The 20,410-nt window shown below is 34.4% G+C and carries 15 protein-coding genes and 2 tRNA genes; 14 read left to right on the top strand and 3 right to left on the bottom strand.

All coding sequences use genetic code 11. From position 1 onward, the window contains the following. On the top strand, positions 1-786 hold the full coding sequence (locus GQS07_RS05210) for an enoyl-CoA hydratase/isomerase family protein (protein WP_158209904.1): 786 nt from the start codon (positions 1-3) through the stop codon (positions 784-786). Positions 787-891: 105 nt separating this feature from the next. On the opposite strand, the gene GQS07_RS05205 is transcribed toward GQS07_RS05210, so the two are convergent. Then, positions 892-962 (bottom strand) — tRNA-Gln (locus tag GQS07_RS05205). A 209-nt stretch (positions 963-1,171) separates the two neighbouring features. Continuing rightward, positions 1,172-1,242, bottom strand: a tRNA-Gln gene (locus GQS07_RS05200). Positions 1,243-1,421: 179 nt separating this feature from the next. Between GQS07_RS05200 and GQS07_RS05195 the strand changes: the two genes are divergently transcribed. From GQS07_RS05195 to GQS07_RS05140, 12 genes are all read left to right on the top strand, one after another. After that, the gene (locus GQS07_RS05195; protein WP_158209903.1) at positions 1,422-4,622 is read left to right on the top strand and encodes a DUF2723 domain-containing protein; all 3,201 of its coding nucleotides are present in this window, start codon (positions 1,422-1,424) and stop codon (positions 4,620-4,622) included. A gap of 73 nt (positions 4,623-4,695) precedes the next feature. Beyond that, positions 4,696-5,751 carry a thiamine-phosphate kinase gene (gene thiL, locus GQS07_RS05190; protein WP_158209902.1) on the top strand — a complete coding sequence of 352 codons (1,056 nt, stop codon included), beginning with the start codon at positions 4,696-4,698 and terminating at the stop codon, positions 5,749-5,751. Positions 5,752-5,992: 241 nt separating this feature from the next. Next, a complete protein-coding gene (locus GQS07_RS05185; protein ID WP_158209901.1) occupies positions 5,993-6,478 on the top strand; it encodes an acetyl-CoA carboxylase biotin carboxyl carrier protein subunit in 486 nt (161 codons plus the stop codon). Between the two features lie 2 nt (positions 6,479-6,480). Further along, the gene (accC, locus tag GQS07_RS05180; protein ID WP_158209900.1) at positions 6,481-7,920 is read left to right on the top strand and encodes an acetyl-CoA carboxylase biotin carboxylase subunit; all 1,440 of its coding nucleotides are present in this window, start codon (positions 6,481-6,483) and stop codon (positions 7,918-7,920) included. A 5-nt stretch (positions 7,921-7,925) separates the two neighbouring features. After that, positions 7,926-9,467, top strand: coding sequence for an acyl-CoA carboxylase subunit beta (locus GQS07_RS05175; RefSeq protein WP_158209899.1), 1,542 nt, complete (start codon positions 7,926-7,928; stop codon positions 9,465-9,467). 313 nt (positions 9,468-9,780) lie between these two features. Then, positions 9,781-10,071, top strand: coding sequence for a hypothetical protein (locus tag GQS07_RS05170; protein WP_158209898.1), 291 nt, complete (start codon positions 9,781-9,783; stop codon positions 10,069-10,071). Between the two features lie 117 nt (positions 10,072-10,188). Next, a complete protein-coding gene (locus GQS07_RS05165) occupies positions 10,189-10,881 on the top strand; it encodes a DUF2625 family protein (protein ID WP_158209897.1) in 693 nt (230 codons plus the stop codon). Next, on the top strand, positions 10,881-11,384 hold the full coding sequence (locus GQS07_RS05160; protein WP_158209896.1) for an SMI1/KNR4 family protein: 504 nt from the start codon (positions 10,881-10,883) through the stop codon (positions 11,382-11,384). Before GQS07_RS05165 ends, GQS07_RS05160 begins: the two co-directional genes overlap by 1 nt. Positions 11,385-11,478: 94 nt before the next feature. Beyond that, positions 11,479-11,958 carry a hypothetical protein gene (locus tag GQS07_RS05155; RefSeq protein WP_158209895.1) on the top strand — a complete coding sequence of 160 codons (480 nt, stop codon included), beginning with the start codon at positions 11,479-11,481 and terminating at the stop codon, positions 11,956-11,958. 172 nt (positions 11,959-12,130) lie between these two features. Beyond that, positions 12,131-12,511 carry a hypothetical protein gene (locus GQS07_RS05150; RefSeq protein WP_233269312.1) on the top strand — a complete coding sequence of 127 codons (381 nt, stop codon included), beginning with the start codon at positions 12,131-12,133 and terminating at the stop codon, positions 12,509-12,511. Between the two features lie 102 nt (positions 12,512-12,613). Further along, on the top strand, positions 12,614-16,960 hold the full coding sequence (locus tag GQS07_RS05145; RefSeq protein WP_158209894.1) for a CusA/CzcA family heavy metal efflux RND transporter: 4,347 nt from the start codon (positions 12,614-12,616) through the stop codon (positions 16,958-16,960). A 4-nt stretch (positions 16,961-16,964) separates the two neighbouring features. Then, on the top strand, positions 16,965-18,128 hold the full coding sequence (locus GQS07_RS05140; protein WP_158209893.1) for an efflux RND transporter periplasmic adaptor subunit: 1,164 nt from the start codon (positions 16,965-16,967) through the stop codon (positions 18,126-18,128). A gap of 420 nt (positions 18,129-18,548) precedes the next feature. Here the strand turns inward: GQS07_RS05140 and GQS07_RS05135 are convergent, their stop codons facing one another. Beyond that, positions 18,549-18,947 carry a hypothetical protein gene (locus tag GQS07_RS05135; protein WP_158209892.1) on the bottom strand — a complete coding sequence of 133 codons (399 nt, stop codon included), beginning with the start codon at positions 18,945-18,947 and terminating at the stop codon, positions 18,549-18,551. Between the two features lie 268 nt (positions 18,948-19,215). On the opposite strand from GQS07_RS05135, the gene GQS07_RS05130 reads away from it, so the two are divergent. Further along, positions 19,216-20,382: a pyridoxal phosphate-dependent aminotransferase gene (locus tag GQS07_RS05130; RefSeq protein ID WP_158209891.1), complete on the top strand. Its 1,167-nt coding sequence runs from the start codon at positions 19,216-19,218 to the stop codon at positions 20,380-20,382. The last annotated feature ends 28 nt before the right edge of the window (positions 20,383-20,410 follow it).

Below are 20,410 nucleotides of genomic sequence, written 5' to 3'. Positions count from 1 at the left end.
ATGGATTTTGAAAATATTCTAATCGAGAAAGAAGGTAATTTAGCCATAGTGACGATTAATCGTCCAACTAAACTAAATGCACTAAACAAGCCTACTATTGAAGAATTACACCAAGCTTTAAAACAAATTGAAAAAGATAAAGACACAAGAGTTATCATCTTGACTGGAAGTGGAGAAAAAGCCTTTGTAGCAGGAGCAGATATCAAGGAATTTTCAAACTTTGGACAAAGTGCAGGTTCTCAATTAGCATCTAAAGGACAAGAGCTTTTATTTGATTATATTCAAAATTTAGGTAAACCTGTAATTTCTGCCATTAATGGCTTTGCATTAGGAGGAGGATTAGAATTAGCAATGGCTTCTCATTTTAGAGTTGCTTCAAAAAATGCTAAGATGGGATTACCAGAAGTAACATTAGGTCTTATTCCTGGTTATGGAGGAACACAACGTTTACCACAATTAGTAGGAAAAGGACGTGCAATGGAAATGATTATGACTGCACAAATGATTGATGCAAAAACAGCGTTAAATTACGGCTTAGTTAACCACGTTGTAGAACAAGACGAACTTTTAGACTTCACAAAGAAGATAGCATCTAAAATAGCTTTAAATTCAGCCACTGCAATTGCCAAAGCAATCAAATCAATCAATGCAAACTTCAAAGAGAATGTAAATGGTTACCACGAGGAAATCAAAAACTTTGGAGAATGTTTCGAAACAGAAGATTTTAAAGAAGGAACAACGGCTTTCTTAGAAAAAAGAAAAGCAAACTTCACAGGACATAATTAATTACAAAAGAGGTCAGATATATATCTGACCTCTTTTGTTTATTCACTACTCCTTATATGACCTTGAGCAATAAAAAAAGCCTCTTGATTTCTCAAGAGGCTTTCGTTGGCCTACTAGGACTCGAACCTAGAACGACTGAACCAAAATCAGCTGTGTTACCATTACACCATAGGCCAGTACCAATCATTTCAAAAGCGTTATTACTTCTTCAATGCGAGGGCAAAATTAGCACATTTTTCTATTCTTGCAAATATTATTTAAACTTTTTGTTGTTATTTTCCCCAGTAAAACCGTAACCCATTCATTCTCAATAATACGATAAGAAAACTTTAACAAATAATTTTTAGACATAAAAAAAGCCTCCTGATTTCTCAAGAGGCTTTCGTTGGCCTACTAGGACTCGAACCTAGAACGACTGAACCAAAATCAGCTGTGTTACCATTACACCATAGGCCAGTACCAATCATTTCAAAAGCGTTATTACTTCTTCAATGCGGATGCAAAAGTAGCACAATTTTTATATTCTCCAAACTTTTCAATTAAAAAAAATTAATTTTTTCTTATTCCTTTAAGCAACTCAAAAAAAATCTTTTCTTTGTAAGTACAAACTATAAATATATCAAGTAATTACAAATATGCTGACATTCAATTACAAGAAGTGGAATATTATAGGCGGTTGGCTATGCTTTTTAATAGCATTAATCACCTACACTTTGACAGTAGAACCTACTGTGAGCTTCTGGGATCCAGGAGAATATATAGCAACTTCTGCCAAGCTACAGGTAGGTCACCCTCCTGGAGCACCTTTCTACCAAATGTTAGGAGCGTTCTTTTCAATGTTCGCAACTTCTCCTGACAAAGTTGCCTTAATGGTAAATATGGTAGCTGTACTCTCAAGTGCATTTACAATTCTTTTTATGTATTGGTCAATTTCCAATATTCTAAAAAAAATAGTTTCTTCTCAGGCTGAGTGGACAAATATGAATGCAATTGTAGTATTAGGAAGTGCTGCTATTGGTTCGTTAGCATTTACTTTTAGTGATAGTTTCTGGTTTAGTGCTGTAGAAGCTGAAGTGTACGCTTCTGCTATGTTCTTAATATCACTTCTACTCTATCTGGGATTAAGATGGTATGACGACTTAGATCAACCGAAAGGAAATAGATGGTTACTACTAATTTCGTTAGTAATTGGATGTTCGTTTGGTGTGCACTTAATGGCATTGCTAACAGTACCTTCAATTGCTTTACTTTACTTCTTTAAGAAGTATCAAAAAATTACAATTAAGAACTTTATCATAGGAAACATTGCGGCTGTTGGAGTTTTATTCTTCTTATTTGCCTTCTTATTTCCTAAGCTTTTAGCTTTCTTTGGAAAGACAGAAATCTTTATGGTGAACAGTATTGGTCTGCCATTTAACAGTGGAACAATCTTCGCTTTCCTTGCTATTGTTGCTTTCTTCGTGATTGGTTTAAAATACACAGAGAAGAAAAACAAAGTAACAGCTAACACAATAATCCTTTCTTTATTGTTTATCTGTATTGGACTTACAAGTTGGATTATGTTACCTATTCGTGCGAATGCAAATGTTGTAATCAACGAGAATACACCTTCTGATGCTGCCGAATTATTAGCTTATTACCAACGTGAACAATACGGAGATGAAAGTATATTTTACGACTCATATTTCACTAAAAAATATGTTGGCTTAGACAAAAACAACCCTTGGAAAGACGATAAACCTAACTACGAACGTGATTACAAAACAGGTAAGTACGTTGTAGTAAACGAATGGAAAAACGCTGGACAAAACTTCGACGAAACACACAAAGGATTTTTCCCAAGAATGTGGAGTACAGATAGAAGTCACCGTATCAATTATATGCGTTATTCAAAACCATTGAATTTCTATCCAAGCCCTAAATATGATGATCCTCAATTAAACGCACTTGTTAAAGGTGTAAAAGAAGGATTAGCTACAGGTGAAATTGGTATTGAAGGATTAGACCAATTCTTAGACCAATACGGACAATATTTAGAGATTGAAGTACCTTCATTCTCAGACAATATGGTGTATATGGTTGACTACCAATTTGGTTATATGTTCTGGAGATATCTAATGTGGAACTTTGTAGGTCGCCAAGATGACATTCAAGGTCAAGGTGATTTACAACACGGAAACTGGTTAAGTGGTATTACATTTTTAGATGAAATACGCTTAGGTTCTCAAAGTAATCTACCAACAGATGTATTAGAAAACAAAGGAAGAAACACTTATTTCTTCTTGCCTTTCATCTTAGGATTAATAGGATTTATCTACAACTTTAGAAAAGACCCTAAAATGTTTTGGGTACTTTTAGTGTTGTTTTTATTCACAAGTATCGCCTTAAAAATGTTCTTAAATGAGAGACCATTTGAACCTCGTGAACGTGATTATGCTGTAGTTCCTGCATTCTATGTATTTGCAATTTGGTTAGGTTTTGGAGTATTTGCTATCTATGATGGACTTAAAAAATACGTTAGTCCAAAAATAGCAGGACCAGCAATTTTAGCGGCATCTTTATTAGCAGCACCTGTTTTAATGGCACAGCAAAACTGGGATGACCACGACCGTTCTGACCGTTATACTGCATTAGCTAATGCAAGAGCATACTTAGACTCGTGTGATCCGAATGCTATTTTATTTACTATTGGAGATAACGATACGTTCCCTCTTTGGTATTTACAAGATGTAGAAGGATACCGTACAGACGTGCGTGTGGTATGTACAAGTTTATTACCGTTAGACTGGTATATTGACCAAATGAAAGCAAAAGCATACGAATCAGAGCCATTGCCTATTTCATTTACACACGATCAATATGTTGGTAACAAGCGTGAAGCTATATTAATCAACCAAACAATAGATCAAAGAGTTGATGTAAAATCATTCTTAAACTTTATTCGCTCAGACGACAAAAGAACTAAGATGACTACAGAAGCTGGTACAACGTTATACATAGCACCTACAAACAAAATATCTATTCCTGTTGACAGTGCGAGTATTGCTAAAAACAATATTGTTTCACCTCATTTAAGAGACTCTATCTTACCACAATTAGATATTGATATCACAGACCAAGCGATTTATAAACACCGCTTAATTATGTTAGATATTGTAGCTAATAACAACTGGGAAAGACCTATTTACTTCTCTGGTGGTAGCTGGAATGATGATGACTTTATTTGGATGAAAGATTACTTACAGCTAAACGGATTAGTTTACAAATTAGTTCCTATCAAAACAGCAGCAGAAAGTAATCACCCATTAGACAGAGGTTCTATCGATGCAGATAGAATGTATAATACAGTAAAAACTTGGTATTGGGGTAATATGGGTAGCGACAAAATCTACCACGACCCACAAACAAGACGTAATGCTGTAAGCTACAGAATTAACCTTGCTCGATTAATGGAGAAATTAATTGAAGAGAATAAAAACGATAAAGCAAAAGAAATCATTGATATAGCAATGACTAATATGCCTATCAAATACTACGGATTGTATGAATTAGTTCATCCATTTGTAGAAGGATATTACAACGTTGGTGAAAAAGAAAAAGCTCGCCAACTTACTAATGAATTAGTTCAAAAAAGTAAAGAATCTTTAGATTACTACAAAACGTTGAAATTAGAAGACATCGAATACTATGGTAATGAAGTTGTAACAGACATTGAAGTTTGGCGTCAATTACTTCAAATAGTTGAAGAGTACGATTCAAGTAATTATGCTACTTTAAAAGAAGAGTTTAATACTTACAATAGTAATTTCAAAAGGTTTAGAAGACCTAACTTATAATAGAAAAAGGCGATAGAAAAAAATCTATCGCCTTTTCTTTTTACCTTTGCCATTCAAAACAAGAAGAAATACAATGATCGAAAATAAAAACCAGTCTAAAACAGATTTAGGAAACTTAGGAGAGTTTGGCTTAATCGAGCAATTAACTCAAAACTTTACAATCGAGCAACCTACTACTAATAAAGGAATTGGAGATGACGGAGCAGTACTTGACTTTGCAGGTGACAAAGTTGTTGTTTCTACCGATTTATTAGTCGAAGGTGTACATTTCGACCTTTCTTATTCTCCTTTAAAACACTTAGGATACAAAGCAGTAGTTGTCAATATTTCTGACATCTGTGCTATGAACGCAATTCCTACACAAATTACAGTGTCTATTGCAGTATCTAATCGCTTCCCTTTAGAAGCATTAGAAGAGCTTTATGAAGGAATCAATTTAGCTTGTAAATACTACAAAGTTGACTTAATAGGTGGAGACACTACCTCATCACAAAAAGGACTAATCATCAGCGTTACTGCGATTGGTAAAGCAAAAGAAGATGAACTAATCTATAGAGATGGAGCTCAAGACAACGATTTACTTGTTGTAACAGGAGATATTGGAGCAGCATATATGGGGCTACAAGTACTTGAAAGAGAAAAACAAGTATTCTTAGTAAACCCTAACAGTCAACCTGACTTAGCTATTTATGACTATATCATTGAAAGACAACTAAAACCTGAAGCACGTACAGATATCAAACAATTATTAGCTGATTTAGGAGTTAAACCAACTTCTATGATTGATGTTTCTGATGGGTTGTCTTCTGAAGTAATGCATTTGTGTAAACAATCAAATGTAGGTTGTAATATTTATGAAGATAAGTTACCTCTTGACCCACAGTTTATCAATACGTGTGAAGAGTTTAATATTGATGCAACAACGATGGCAATCAACGGAGGTGAAGATTATGAACTATTATTCACTATGAAAATGGAAGACTACGACAAGATTAAAGGAAATCCAAATCTAACAGTAGTAGGACATATGACAGAAGAAAAAGAAGGTGTTCATCTAATCACAAGAGCTAATACTAAAATTCCATTAAAAGCTCAAGGATGGAATGCTTTAAAGAACGAAGAAGAATAAAACATAATTATTTCTAATAAAATAGAACGAAAAGCCCTTTCAAAATTGAAAGGGCTTTTTTTGTACCATACAGTTATATTTCTTCCCTATCCCTTACCTACACTACACAGACAACAAATAAAAAAACTGACAATTATATGCAATTCACATTAAAACGAGGAAAAAAATAAATTACCAATAATTAAAGTTGCTCATCTATAACATTTAATTATATTTACAAATACCAAAAACTATTTATAAAATGAACAAAACGTATCAACTTAAAGTTAATGATGATACTGTTTTTGAGAGTAACAATTTATTACAGGACGACATTAATGCTGCTAAAGTCGGAGCCGCTGCATACCATGTACTCAAGAATAACAGATCATACGAGGTGGAAATTGCGTCTTCACAATTCAACCAAAAACATTATGACGTAGTCGTAAACGGCAACTCTTATACCGTAAACATTCAAACCGAACTTGATAAACTAATCAAGGACTTAGGTTTTTCATTAAACACTGCAAAACAAGTCAATTCAATTAAAGCACCTATGCCAGGTCTAATTTTAGAAATAAACGTAGAAGTTGGTCAAGAAGTAGCTGAAAATGACAACTTGTTAATTTTAGAGGCCATGAAAATGGAAAACAACCTAACCTCTCCAAGAAGTGGAAAAATCAAAGCTATCAACGTAACCAAAGGAGATACTGTTGATAAAGGATTAGTTCTAATTGAATTCGAATAAAAATGAAAAAGATACTTGTAGCCAACCGTGGCGAAATTGCTGTTCGTATCATGGAAACAGCTCAAAAAATGGGAATAAAAACTGTAGCTGTTTATTCAACTGCAGACCGTATGGCTCCTCACGTAAAAATGGCTGATGAAGCTGTTTGCATCGGAGAGGCTCCATCAAATCAATCTTACCTATTAGGCGACAAAATTATTGAAGTTGCCAAATCATTAAATGTTGACGGAATACATCCAGGTTATGGCTTTTTAAGTGAAAATGTCACTTTTGCATTAGCTTGTGAAAAAAATGGAATAACATTCATTGGCCCTAACTCTCACGCTATTGAGATTATGGGTAGTAAACTTGCTGCCAAAGAAACAGTAAAGGCTTACAACATTCCAATGGTACCAGGTTTAGATGAAGCCATTACAGATATTGAAAAAGCAAAAGCTATATCAAAAGAAATTGGCTTCCCAATCCTTATCAAAGCCTCAGCAGGTGGTGGTGGAAAAGGAATGCGTGTAGTAGAAAAAGAAGAAGATTTCGAAGCACAAATGCACCGCGCTATATCAGAAGCAACAAATGCTTTTGGAGATGGTTCGGTTTTTATCGAGAAATATATTGGTTCGCCAAGACACATAGAAATACAAATATTAGCAGATAAACACGGTAATATCGTGCATCTGTTTGAAAGAGAATGTAGTATACAACGTCGTCACCAAAAAGTAGTAGAAGAAGCTCCTTCAGCTGTTTTAACACCAGAAATACGTAAACAAATGGGAGAAGCAGCAGTAAAAGTTGCTGCATCTTGTGATTATGTAGGGGCAGGTACGGTTGAGTTTTTATTAGATGAAAACAAAAACTTCTACTTCCTTGAAATGAACACACGTTTACAAGTTGAGCACCCAGTAACAGAATTAATTACAGGACTTGACTTAGTTGAAATGCAAATAAACATTGCCAGAGGAGAAAAACTACCTTTTACTCAAGACGATTTAAAAATACAAGGACACGCTGTAGAATTGAGAATCTATGCCGAAGATCCACTAAATGACTTCTTGCCAAGTGTTGGTAATTTAGAAGTGTATAAACTTCCTAAAGGACCTGGTATTAGAGTAGATAATGGTATAGAAGAAGGAATGGATGTTCCTATTTATTACGATCCAATGTTAGCCAAGCTAATCACATTTGGAAAGACAAGAGAAGAAACTATTGAAACAATGCTGACAGCTATCCACGATTACAAAGTAAAGGGAATTGAAACAACATTGCCCTTTGGAAAGTTTGTTATGGAGCACGATGCCTTTCGCGATGGACACTTCGATACCAACTTCGTTAAGAAATATTACAACGGAGAATTGATTAAAGAAGAGTACAAAGACGAAGCTCAAGTAGCTGCTTACATTGCATTAAAACAATATTTAGAAGACCAAAAATCACTTCGATTACCAAACTAATGACTATGAATCCGAAAATAAATACACTTCAAGATCTTCAGGCTCAAGCTAAACTTGGTGGAGGGCAAAGAAGAATAGATACACAACACAGCAAAGGAAAACTAACAGCAAGAGAAAGAGTTGAATACTTACTTGACGAGGGTTCTTTTGAAGAAATAGGAATGCTTGTAACCCACCGTACAACTGACTTTGGAATGGACAAAGAAGTTTATCACGGAGATGGTGTAATTACAGGTTATGGAACAATAAATGGGCGTTTAGTTTACTTATTCGCACAAGACTTTACTGTATTTGGAGGAGCTTTATCTGAGACACACGCAGAGAAAATTTGCAAAGTAATGGATATGGCTGTTAAAATGGGAGCACCAATGATCGGACTAAACGACTCTGGAGGAGCGCGTATCCAAGAAGGAGTACGTTCATTAGGAGGATATGCCGATATCTTTTTCCGCAATGTACAAGCATCAGGTGTGATTCCACAAATCTCAGCAATTATGGGACCTTGTGCAGGAGGAGCAGTTTATTCACCAGCAATGACTGACTTTACAATGATGGTTGAAGGTTCAAGTTATATGTTTGTAACAGGACCAAGCGTTGTAAAAACAGTAACAAATGAAGAAGTAACATCAGAAGAACTTGGAGGAGCAAGTACGCATTCTACGAAATCAGGGGTTGCTCATACTACCTCAGCAAATGATGTTGCTTGTTTAGAAGACTTAAAAAAATTACTATCATATATTCCTCAAAACAATACAGAGAAAGCATATGATATTCCATACACATTAGGAGAAGAGTACAGACCGGGATTAGACACTATTATTCCTGAAAGCTCTAACAAGCCTTATGATATGAAAGAAGTTATTCACAATATTATTGATGAAGACTCTTTCTATGAAATACACAAAGATTACGCAGAAAACATCGTTGTTGGATTTGCTCGTTTAGGCGGAAAAAGCGTGGGTATCGTTGCAAACAACCCTATGTTTTTAGCAGGATGTTTAGATGTAAATAGCTCAATCAAAGCAGCAAGATTTACACGTTTTTGTGACGCATTCAACATTCCATTATTAGTTTTAGTTGACGTACCTGGTTTCTTACCTGGAACAGACCAAGAGTGGAATGGAATTATTGTTCACGGAGCAAAACTACTTTATGCTTTAAGCGAAGCTACAGTGCCAAAAGTAACTGTAATTACACGTAAAGCCTATGGAGGTGCTTATGATGTGATGAACTCTAAACACATTGGTGCAGATTTAAACTTTGCGTGGCCTAATGCTGAGATTGCAGTAATGGGAGCAAAAGGAGCGAGTGAGATTATCTTCAAAAAAGAGATTTCTGAAGCAGAAAACCCTGCAGCTAAATTAGCAGAAAAAGAAGCAGAATACGCTGAGAAATTTGCAACGCCATACAGAGCTGCTCAACGCGGATTTATCGATGAAGTTATCTTGCCAAATGAAACAAGAAGAAAACTATTGAAAGGTTTTGCAATGCTTGAAAACAAGGAAGTAGACTTGCCTAAACGCAAACACGGAAATATTCCGCTGTAGCTAACTTCTACATTGCTGTTACTTTTATTTACTATTAAGCAACAACAATCAATAATTGATATATCTAAAAGATCAAATTATAAAAACAACGTCACTTTAATAGTGACGTTTGTTTTTTAAGACAAAACATAAAGTATCTCTTATTAAACAAACAAAATAACACGTAATAATTTATTTAGTTCTTAAAAAACAGTTATATAAACAAATTTAAAACTGTTAAAATTTTGAATTTAGAATATAATGGCATAGTTTTGTATATGTAAAACTGACTTAAAGCTATTTCTTTAACAGTTACAACTAAAAAAACCAAAAGATGAACACTATAAATCAAGAAGCAAATAAAAGTCCACTATTGAGTATAGGCGCATTAGTATTTTCAATTATCACATTAGGGCTATTCTTTTTTCCATCAATGAGTTATTTCAAAGTTCTATTGCCAATAGCCTTCTTAATAAGTCTTACATTAGGTATTGCTGCACTGCAATTATCTTCAAAGAAGATTGCTATTGCAAGTATTTTTGTTCTTTTAGTATTAGTTGCATTTTCAGTAAAATCAATTTTATATGTCTATATGCCTATTCCAGAAGCAATTGCAGACTTATAATCACAATACAATCAACCAATCTATGATGTAAACTACAAATCAATTGATAAGTAGTTTACATTTTTTTTATCCCTTCCCTTTCAAAATTAACTATCTTTAGTTCTTAAAATTGTTTCTATGCGCACACTACAAGAACTAATTGATACAAAAGACTCTGCTTGGCCAATGATTGAAGAATGGATAGCAGAGAGCCCAAAACAGGTTACTACACTTTCTAAAAACACCCAAGAAATTGCTGACAACGCCTTAATAGCGTTACAGGTTACTACCAAATCAACATTAGGTGCCCTTATCTATGAATCAGGAGGTCTTCTTATTGATAATGGATGGATCAAAGTACTTGGTGGCGGACATAATGACCAAATGTTAGACATACTAAGGTGGAATCAAGGCAAAACAATTATGGACAACAACACCAACAAAGGTTTCATAATCGTAGCATTTGATGTTTTAGGAGGGTATTTCTGTATCAATAGTGGTGCTTTAGGCAAGGACATCGGCAAGATATACTATTTTGCTCCTGACACATTAGATTATGAAGCCCTTGAAATCGGATACTCTCAACTATTAAACTTCTTCTTAACAGGGAGAACAGAACAGTTTTACCAAGACTTTAGATGGACAAACTGGCAAGAAGAAATAGCGTCATTACAATACAATCAAGTAATTAACTTTGTTCCTCCACTTTGGACTAAAGAAGGAAAAGACATTGAACAATCAGCAAAAAAAGCTGTTGATGTAACTGAACAATTCCTGCTGCAATCAGAATTTAGAGAGGGTTTAAATGATATTGAAAACAAATATATCTAATGAACAAGTTTAGCCATTATACTATAATTCCAAATATTAATACCAACTCCACAAGTTTAGTTTTGCCTTCTGCAGAAGATATCAACAATTGTGAACAACTATTGAACTTTCATTTTGAAGAAGATTACAAAACATATATTCTTCAATACGGAGAAGGTTTATTAGGAGGAACATACATTCGCATCTATCCCCCTACTCGTATCTCACAAGAGCAAAGTCAATGGTTAGAACGAGTAACACAATACTATTTTTGGGAAATAGGTAAAGAGGTATTGACTAAAGAACAAGTCTTACAAGCCATTTGTATAGGAGATACTTTTGACGGAGATGAAATTATCTTTTACAACCATCAGTACTTTGTTTTGCCAAGAAATGAAGAAAATATCTATGCCTTAGGACATAATCTAAATGACGCTATTGAATGGTTGTGCAACTCAGGAATCTTAACAGAAGCTTTTACTGAACGAGAATTCGAACCTTTTAATGAAGTATTACATCCATAAAACAAAAGCGAGTGATTTACTGTGCACATTACTTCTTTATTAGACATTTTCTTCGTAACTTAATAAGACTGTACAAACCTTAATCATTCAGAATATGCAAGACAAACTTTTAAAATTAGAAAAGTACTTTGAAACAGAAAGCTATGACGATTTTTACGCAATAGGAAAAGACCTTGTATTCTGGGTAGATTGGAGAGAGTATGATGATGCAATAGTTGATTTTATTGAAGATTGCCTCCAAACAGAGAGCTTAGCAGCCAAAATAGAAGACCGACCAAATGAAGAACTTGAGTTGTTTGTATCATACCAAGGAAAAACACACCAACGTATTATTGTTGATTTAGACGATACGATCATTTGGTTAAATGAATTGTTGCAACCAGCCTTTGAAATACGCTTTTGTAAAATATCAAAAGGGTCAGATACCTTAGCTTTTGTTCCCTTAACACAAGAACAATGGCAAGCGTTAGAAAATAGATATGGCAACGAATTAATCACAAAGCATTTTGAAGTAATCAACAAGATGTCAAAGTTTTTTAATAAAAAGCACAAGAGAACATCTTTAAACTTTTAATCCACCGTTAAATACGGGTGATATTAAAAACCTATTTTATAATTATTAGAATTTTATTAGAAGTAAATAGTATGCTTACTTTGAATAAATACAAATTACTATCTTGCGCCCTCAATTAACAAAGAATATTTAACTTTGTAAGTATCAATTACTAATCAATAATTCCAATAAAGTGAGAAGAAGAATTGCCATATTATTTATGCTATTATTCTTAGTTTCAACAACTGAGTTCGGTCAGCTGTTGAAATTCCCTATTTTAGTGGAACACTTTGTTGAGCATAAAACAAATAATCCTGATTTAAGTATTTGGGGATTCTTACAAATACACTATAGCGAAAGCCATAAAGAAATTGGCGATCCAGTAGATGAGAAGCTACCTTTTGTTTCTCACGCACATATTATTTCTTTTGTAGGAATTGTAACCCCTACACCTCTTATTAAAATCAATCGTATTAAATTTAATACAAACCACAATAAAGTACACGCTTTCGATGAAGATGCAATCGAAAGTAGCTACCTATCTTCTATTTGGCAACCGCCTAAATACTGTTAATACATATCGAATTTTCAAAAGAATATTCTTTCGTAGTATAATTGCTATGAAACAATTTACTATGAATGTTATTCATTATTAATGTATTAACAGACAATAATCATGTTAAATAAAATTATTGAGTTTTCTGTAAAGAATAAACTCATCATCTCGCTATTTGTATTTGCGTTAATCGGGATTGGATTGTATCAAGTAACTAAATTACCTATTGATGCTGTACCAGATATTACTGACAACCAAGTACAAGTAATCACTGTTGCCCCATCTTATGGAGCTACGGACATAGAAAGACTTGTGACCTTTCCAATTGAACAAGCAAACAGCAATATTGCAGGAATGCAAAGTATCCGAAGCTTCTCTCGCTTTGGACTATCATTAGTAACCATCGTTTTTGATGAAGATGTTGACATCTATTGGGCACGTCAACAAGTTGGAGAACGCCTTCAACAAGTTCAAAGTGAAATTCCACAAGGAATCGGACAACCAGAATTAGGTCCTATCTCAACAGGATTAGGAGAAATTTACCAATACGTTGTACGCCCTGAAAAAGGATACGAAGATAAATTTGACCTTACGGAATTGCGTACGATTCAAGATTGGGTTGTACGTCGTCAATTACTTACTGTAAAAGGAGTAGCTGAAGTAAGTAGCTTTGGTGGTAAACTAAAGCAATACGAAATTGCTGTAAATCCGAATAAATTAGATGCTTACGGCATTACAATAAACGATGTATTTCAAGCCTTAGAAAGCAATAATGAAAACACTGGAGGTGCTTATATTGAAAAAGGTCCTACAGTATTATATATCCGTTCTGAAGGATTAGTTGGCAATATTGAGGACATTGAAAACATTGCTATTACTTCAAAACAAACAGAACTTCCTTTGTTAATAAGAGACGTTGCTAAAGTAAAAATTGGTAGTGCAACACGCTATGGAGCGATGACTTTTGACGATCAAGGAGAAGTATCTGGTGCTGTAGTAATGATGCTGAAAGGAGCAAATAGTAATGAAGTAATTCAAGATGTAAAAGCAAAAGTTGCTGAAATCCAGAAAACACTTCCTGAAGGTGTTGTTATTGAAGCCTTTTTGGACCGTACCAAAATGGTTAATAACGCAATTGGTACAGTACAGCGAAACCTTACAGAAGGAGCATTAATCGTAGTATTAGTATTAGTCTTGTTTTTAGGAAACTTCAGAGCAGGACTTTTAGTAGCTTCTGTAATTCCTTTAGCAATGTTATTTGCTATCTGTATGATGAACCTCTTTGGGGTAAGTGGAAACTTGATGAGTTTAGGGGCATTAGACTTCGGGCTGATCATTGACGGTGCAGTAATTATTGTAGAAGCCGTCATGCACCAATTCTCCCACAACGCCAAGTTCAAGAAGATGGTCAATCTGAAACAAGAAGAAATGAACAAAACCGTTGTACAATCTGCTTCAAAAATGATGAACAGTGCTGTATTTGGTCAGATCATTATCTTAATTGTATATATTCCAATCTTAACATTACAAGGAATTGAAGGTAAAATGTTTAAACCAATGGCGCAAACTGTTGCCTTTGCCCTATTAGGAGCATTCCTTTTATCCTTAACCTATATACCAATGATGAGCTCATTAATTATGAGCCGTAAAATATCACATAAACCAAATATATCAGAACGCGTTCTAAATAAATTAGAAGGCTTTTACGAGCGTATGTTGGTAAAAGTAATGGAGATTCCGAAATTAATCTACAGCGTAGTAGGTGTATTATTTGTGATTGCAATCTACATCCTATCAACATTAGGAGGTGAGTTTATTCCTTCCTTAGAAGAAGGAGACTTTGCTGTAGATACCAAGGTATTAAACGGTAGTAACCTAACCACAACAATTGAAAGTACACAAAAAGCTGTTCACATTCTTAAAACAAGATTCCCTGAAGTAGAAAAAGTTGTTACTAAAATTGGTAGTGCCGAGATTCCAACCGACCCTATGCCAATGGATGCCAGCGATATGATGGTCATCTTAAAAGATAAAAGCGAATGGACCTCAGCGGAATCATTCCCTGAGTTAGCTGAGAAAATGACTCACGCATTAGAAGAAATACCTGGAATTACTGTTGGTTTTCAATATCCAGTACAAATGCGTTTTAACGAGTTAATGACAGGAGCCAGACAAGACGTAGTGGTAAAAGTATTTGGTGAAAACTTAGATACTTTAGCTTATACTGCTAATAAAATTGCCGGACTTATCAATACCGTGCCTGGAGCAACCAATTTATATGTTGAACCAATTACGGGAATGCCACAATTACTAATTGATTACAACCGACAAGCAATTGCCCGTTATAGACTTTCAATTGCTGAAATCAACAGAATTGTAAACGCTTCTTTAGCCGGACAAAGCACTGGAATGGTCTATGAAGGAGAACAACGTTTTGATATGGTAGTTCGTATGGATGAGAAAAACAGAAAAGACGTAAGTGATATTCAAAACTTACTAATACCTACTCCATCCGGCAACCAAGTTCCTTTAAACCAATTGGCAACAGTTGAAATCAAAGAGGGACCTAACCAAATCCAACGTGAAAACGCACAACGTAGAATCTTTGTAGGGTTTAACGTAAAAGGGCGTGACGTACAAAGTATTGTAGAAGAGTTACAAGAAAAAGTAGAAGCACAAATTACGCTACCTGTCGGATATCAAATTACGTATGGTGGACAATTTGAAAACCTAAACGAAGCAAAAGCTCGTTTGGCAATTGCGGTACCGTTAGCATTGGTATTAATCTTCGTTTTATTATTCTTTGCTTTTAAAGATATACGCGAATGTTTAATGATTTTCACTGCTATTCCACTATCAATTATTGGAGGAGTATTCTTATTAGCCTTAAGAGGAATGCCGTTTAGTATTAGTGCGGGAGTCGGATTTATTGCCCTGTTTGGGGTAGCCGTACTTAATGGTATTGTGCTTATTGCCGAATTTAATAGATTACAAAAATCAGGAATTAAAAATATAGTATTTATCGTGATAAGAGGAGCAAAAACAAGGTTGCGCCCAGTATTAATGACTGCTTGTGTAGCGTCTTTTGGGTTCTTGCCAATGGCATTGAGTAATGGGGCAGGTGCTGAAGTTCAAAGACCATTAGCAACTGTTGTAATTGGGGGGTTAATGTTAGCAACTTTCCTAACTTTATTCGTATTGCCATTGTTGTACATCACATTTGAACAACGCTTAAAGTTTGACTTCTTTAAAAAGAAGAAAACAGTTGCAGCTATATTACTTGTAGGTCTTGGGTTTACAGCTAATGCACAAACACCAGTGACACTAAACACGGCGTTAGAAACAGCTTTAGAAAACAATACTGTGATTCGCGCTGAAAAATTGAGAACGGAATATGCTAAAGCCTTTATCAAAACAGGGGCTGATTTGCCACAAACTACATTTACCGGTGAATTTGGACAAATTAATGGACCATACACAGACAACAAGTTTGGAGTAGTTCAAGAATTTGCGTTCCCAACTGTTTATAGTAAACAAAAGAATGTGTTTAGAGCAGAATATCAACAAAGTGTTTATAACCTTGATTTAAAAAGTTATGAACTAAAACGAGCAGTAACACAAAGCTTCTACGATTATAGCTATTGGGTAGAAAAAGAGAAATTACTACAACGAGCAGATAGTATGTACACTAACTTCTACAACAAAGCTTTGCTTAGATTACAAAAAGGAGAAAGTAATATCTTAGAAAAAACAACAGCTCAAAACCAGCAAATTAGTATTCAAGCGCAATTAGCTGAAGTTCAAAAAGCAATAAGCTTAACACAACTTCAATTAAAATACTTATTGAATACAACAGAAAATATTGTTCCTCAATTAGAGGATAACAAAGCTATTTTAACGGCGCTTGAAGCAGATTTACAAAACAATCCTGTTCTTCAAATGATTGAACAACAAAAGGTCATAGCACACGAGCAAACAAAATTGGAGAAATCTAAACAACTGCCTAATTTACAAGTTGGATACAACAACAGTACGTTTATGGGAGTTGCTTCTAATGATGTTTACTATGACAGAAGTGAGCGCTTTAGTTCTTTCCACGTTGGTGTTAGTTTACCCTTGTTTACAACAGGTCAACGCGCCAGAGTTAAGGCTTCTAAAAAGGCAGAAGATTTAGCTGATGCCGAATTAGAAATGACTAAAAACAGTATGGAAAACCGTTATCAACAATTGTTGACAAACCATCAGAACAATCTTGCTATTCTTGGTAATTATGAGAATAACACCCTGAAAAATACCTCAACAATTATTGAAACAGCGCAACTGCAATTTATCAATGGAGAGATAAACTATTTAGAGTATGTGATATTGACAAATCAAGCACTTGATTTTATCAATAACTATTTAGATACGCTAAAAATGTATAATGATAACATCATTCAAATCAATTATCTAACCTCAAATAACTAATACTATGTCATTCAACTATATAAATATCAAATACGCTACTGTTATCCTTGCTATTTCAGGAGCTTTATTATTCACACAGTGTAAACAAAAAGAAGACGCAAGCGAAGAAACAACAGAACAAACAGAGGACACTGATACTGTACAATTAACGGATGCGCAATTAAAACACGTTACTATTGAGACAACTCAACTTTCTGAACGTCAGATTGCAAAAACACTGAAGTTAAATGGTAAAATAGATGTTCCACCTCAAAACTTAATTTCTGTTACTAACCCATTAGGGGGATACTTGAAACAAACTAAGTTGTTACCTGGTATGCAAGTCAAAAAAGGAGAGTTAATTGCGGTAATGGAAGACCCACAATACATCCAAATTCAACAGAACTATCTAATTGCAAAAGACAAATACGAGTTTGCAAGATTAGACTATAATCGCCAAAAAGACCTAAATGCAAGTCAAGCCAGCAGTGATAAAGTGATGCAACAAGCACAAGCTGAAATGAATAGTCAACGTATCACAATGAATGCTCTTGGTCAGCAGTTGAGTCTAATCAACATTAATCCTAAGACATTAACACACGATAACATCAGTAAGTCAGTGCCACTATATAGTCCAATTACAGGGTTTGTAAGTAATACCTATGTAAACGTTGGTAAATATGTTACACCTTCAGACGTAATGTTTGAGTTAATCGATCCAAGTGATATCCACTTAAATCTAAAAGTGTATGAAAAAGACTTAGATAAATTAGAAGTTGGACAACGCGTTGTTAGTTATACAAACAACAATCCAGAGAAAAAATACGAAGGAGAAATTGTCTTAATCAGTATGGATATCAATATGGAGGGGGTTTCAGAAGTACATTGTCACTTTGAACAATTTGAGCAAAAATTACTTCCTGGAATGTATATGAATGCAGATATAGACACACATTCTATGCTATCTAAAGCACTACCAGAAGAGAGTGTAGTTTACTTTGAAGGAAGATATTTTGTATTCAATGAAATTGGTAAACAAACTTATCAATTACTTCCTGTTAAAGTTGGAGAAAAGGAAAATGGATTTATCCAAATTGAGAATGCAGAAGAATTAGAAGGTAAAAAAATAGTTTCAAAAGGCGCTTATACCTTGTTGATGAAACTTAAAAATACAGAAGAGGAAGAATAATACTTTTTTCTCACTTACAAACAGAGGGATATCATAGTGATATCCCTCTGTTTGTTTATATAAACTATCGTAAACACTCCTCCTTCAAATTATAAAAGGTAATTCTTTGAGTTGCTAAAAAACACTAAAACCTGTAGATAAGCAAATGTTTTAATCCTATATACACCAAGGCTTACAGGAGTTTTAAACGGCTCTCCTTCGAGACATGTTCTAAACAAGTACCACATTTGTTCGGAAAACAGGCCATTTCCCGAACAAATGTGGTAGATGTGTGGGGTATGTGTCGAACATAGTACCTACAAAACTGAGTTAAAACACTATCCAAGCCACAATCAAACAAAATAAAAAAGTGCTAATCAATCTATTTGTTAGCACTTGCTTATAGTCCTCTTTGAAAACTACATTATAATTTCCTCTTCTCTACTCTTTGATTCTACACTTTATAGTCTTGCTACAATCCCCACCTTCAACCTTCACGTCAAACTCAATAGGTACACCTGTTTTATTAGGAAAAGCCTTTATCAACAATCTTCTATCCCCCGTTTTCATAACTTGATAATCCTTGGTACTATACTCCGAAACGGATTCGCTAAGTACTATTCCTGAACCATCATTAAGAGGATTATCTTTATAAAGAAGAAAAGGTTGTGGCGTTACATCAATATAAACCTCTCCTCCATAATTTTCAAAACTTACCTCACTCTGACTTACCTTCGTTGGGTTATAACAATCTTTCCTCCAAAAGTCAATTTCCTCACAAGAGGTAGTCACTCCAAAGAAAATGAATACAACAATATAAATTATGCTTCTTTTTTTCATATAACGTAATTACTATTCAAAAATAATTTATTTAACTCACACTATATCAATTTGTTTTAAATAAAATTCAACTATTATACTTTTAAAAACAACTATTTTACAAAAACACTTTTCATCCCTTTTATAGAAAAAAATTATATTTTTTTTAAGATTACATCATTTTTAATCAATATTATTCTATTTTTATACTTCACTCAAGGATTACTTTCCATTTTTAGCAATTGCCTAAAAAACAATAAAGTAAAAAAACCAATAAAACATAATTACGATGAACAGAAGAGACATACTAAAGTTGTCGGGGACATTATTTGCAGGAGCAATCTTCACAAGAGGGTTAGCTGCAACACAAACATTAGAATCAATTGCTGAATTAGGCTTACCAACAACTGTTGATAAAACACCATTGTATCTACATTACAATGAGAATAGCTTAGGCCTTTCTAAAAAAGCACAACAAGCAATTATAGATATTATCCCTTCTGCTAATCGATATCCGGATGCTTATATTGAAGAGCTACAACAAACCATTGCAGACTCTTACCAGATGAAAACTTCTCAAGTAACACTTGGTGTAGGTTCTTCTGATGTAATTCGTGCTATTATCAACAAATTAGGTATTCAAGCATTACAAAAAGGGCAAAAGATTCAATTTATCACGCCAAACCCTACTTTCTTTTTAGCAGCAGACCACGCTGAGGGTATTGGAATACCAGTAGTAATGGTTCCTTTGAATGAAAAGTATGAAATGGATCTTGACAAAATGAAACAGGCTGCAGATAACTTTGATGGACTATCTATCTGTTATTTATGTAACCCTAACAACCCAACAGGAACATTAACTTCAAGTGCATCAATTGAAAAATGGGTAAAAACAGCTAATGCAGATAAAACCTTCTTTATGGTTGATGAAGCGTATGCAGAATACATCACTGACCCTTCATTTGTAAGTGGAACTCAATTTGTACAAGAAGGAATGGATAACGTAATCGTATTACGTACATTCTCTAAGATATTTGCAATGGCTGGAATGCGTGTTGGTTATGGTTTAGCAACAGAAAAACTGACTCAAGAATTAGTGACTTTTATGTCTATTTTAAACATAAATATTACAGCAGCTGTAGCTGGTATTGCCTCTTTAAAAGATAAGCAGTTCTTAGCTGATAGTATTGCAATGAATTCAAACTCATTAGCTATTACCACTTCTACCTTAGACGCTTTAGGTTTAGAATATTTACCAAGCCAAGGAAACTTTGTATTTCACAAAATAACTGGTGATCCTCAAAAATATATGGAACGTATGGAAGAAGCAGGTATATTAGTAGGTCGCCCATTCCCTCCTTTGACACAATGGAGTCGTGTTTCACTTGGAACACCAGAAGAAATGACAAGATTTACAGCAACTTTAAAAGACTTCAGAAAAAAAGGATGGGTGTAAACCTATCCTTCCCTTACATAACAAACTA

The organism is Myroides phaeus, assembly GCF_009799805.1.
GTDB classification, from domain to species: domain Bacteria; phylum Bacteroidota; class Bacteroidia; order Flavobacteriales; family Flavobacteriaceae; genus Flavobacterium; species Flavobacterium phaeum_A.
Note: the sequence above shows the minus strand (reverse complement) of the source record. Positions and strands in the feature narration are given on the sequence as shown.

Excerpts from the sequence above, each read along its gene's own strand:
- GQS07_RS05210 (WP_158209904.1), top strand. The coding sequence starts at position 1 with ATGGATTTTGAAAATATTCTAATCGAGAAAGAAGGTAATTTAGCCATA.
- GQS07_RS05195 (WP_158209903.1), top strand. The coding sequence starts at position 1,422 with ATGCTGACATTCAATTACAAGAAGTGGAATATTATAGGCGGTTGGCTA.
- thiL (WP_158209902.1), top strand. The coding sequence starts at position 4,696 with ATGATCGAAAATAAAAACCAGTCTAAAACAGATTTAGGAAACTTAGGA.
- GQS07_RS05185 (WP_158209901.1), top strand. The coding sequence starts at position 5,993 with ATGAACAAAACGTATCAACTTAAAGTTAATGATGATACTGTTTTTGAG.
- accC (WP_158209900.1), top strand. The coding sequence starts at position 6,481 with ATGAAAAAGATACTTGTAGCCAACCGTGGCGAAATTGCTGTTCGTATC.
- GQS07_RS05175 (WP_158209899.1), top strand. The coding sequence starts at position 7,926 with ATGAATCCGAAAATAAATACACTTCAAGATCTTCAGGCTCAAGCTAAA.
- GQS07_RS05170 (WP_158209898.1), top strand. The coding sequence starts at position 9,781 with ATGAACACTATAAATCAAGAAGCAAATAAAAGTCCACTATTGAGTATA.
- GQS07_RS05165 (WP_158209897.1), top strand. The coding sequence starts at position 10,189 with ATGCGCACACTACAAGAACTAATTGATACAAAAGACTCTGCTTGGCCA.
- GQS07_RS05160 (WP_158209896.1), top strand. The coding sequence starts at position 10,881 with ATGAACAAGTTTAGCCATTATACTATAATTCCAAATATTAATACCAAC.
- GQS07_RS05155 (WP_158209895.1), top strand. The coding sequence starts at position 11,479 with ATGCAAGACAAACTTTTAAAATTAGAAAAGTACTTTGAAACAGAAAGC.
- GQS07_RS05145 (WP_158209894.1), top strand. The coding sequence starts at position 12,614 with ATGTTAAATAAAATTATTGAGTTTTCTGTAAAGAATAAACTCATCATC.
- GQS07_RS05140 (WP_158209893.1), top strand. The coding sequence starts at position 16,965 with ATGTCATTCAACTATATAAATATCAAATACGCTACTGTTATCCTTGCT.
- GQS07_RS05135 (WP_158209892.1), bottom strand. The coding sequence starts at position 18,947 with ATGAAAAAAAGAAGCATAATTTATATTGTTGTATTCATTTTCTTTGGA.
- GQS07_RS05130 (WP_158209891.1), top strand. The coding sequence starts at position 19,216 with ATGAACAGAAGAGACATACTAAAGTTGTCGGGGACATTATTTGCAGGA.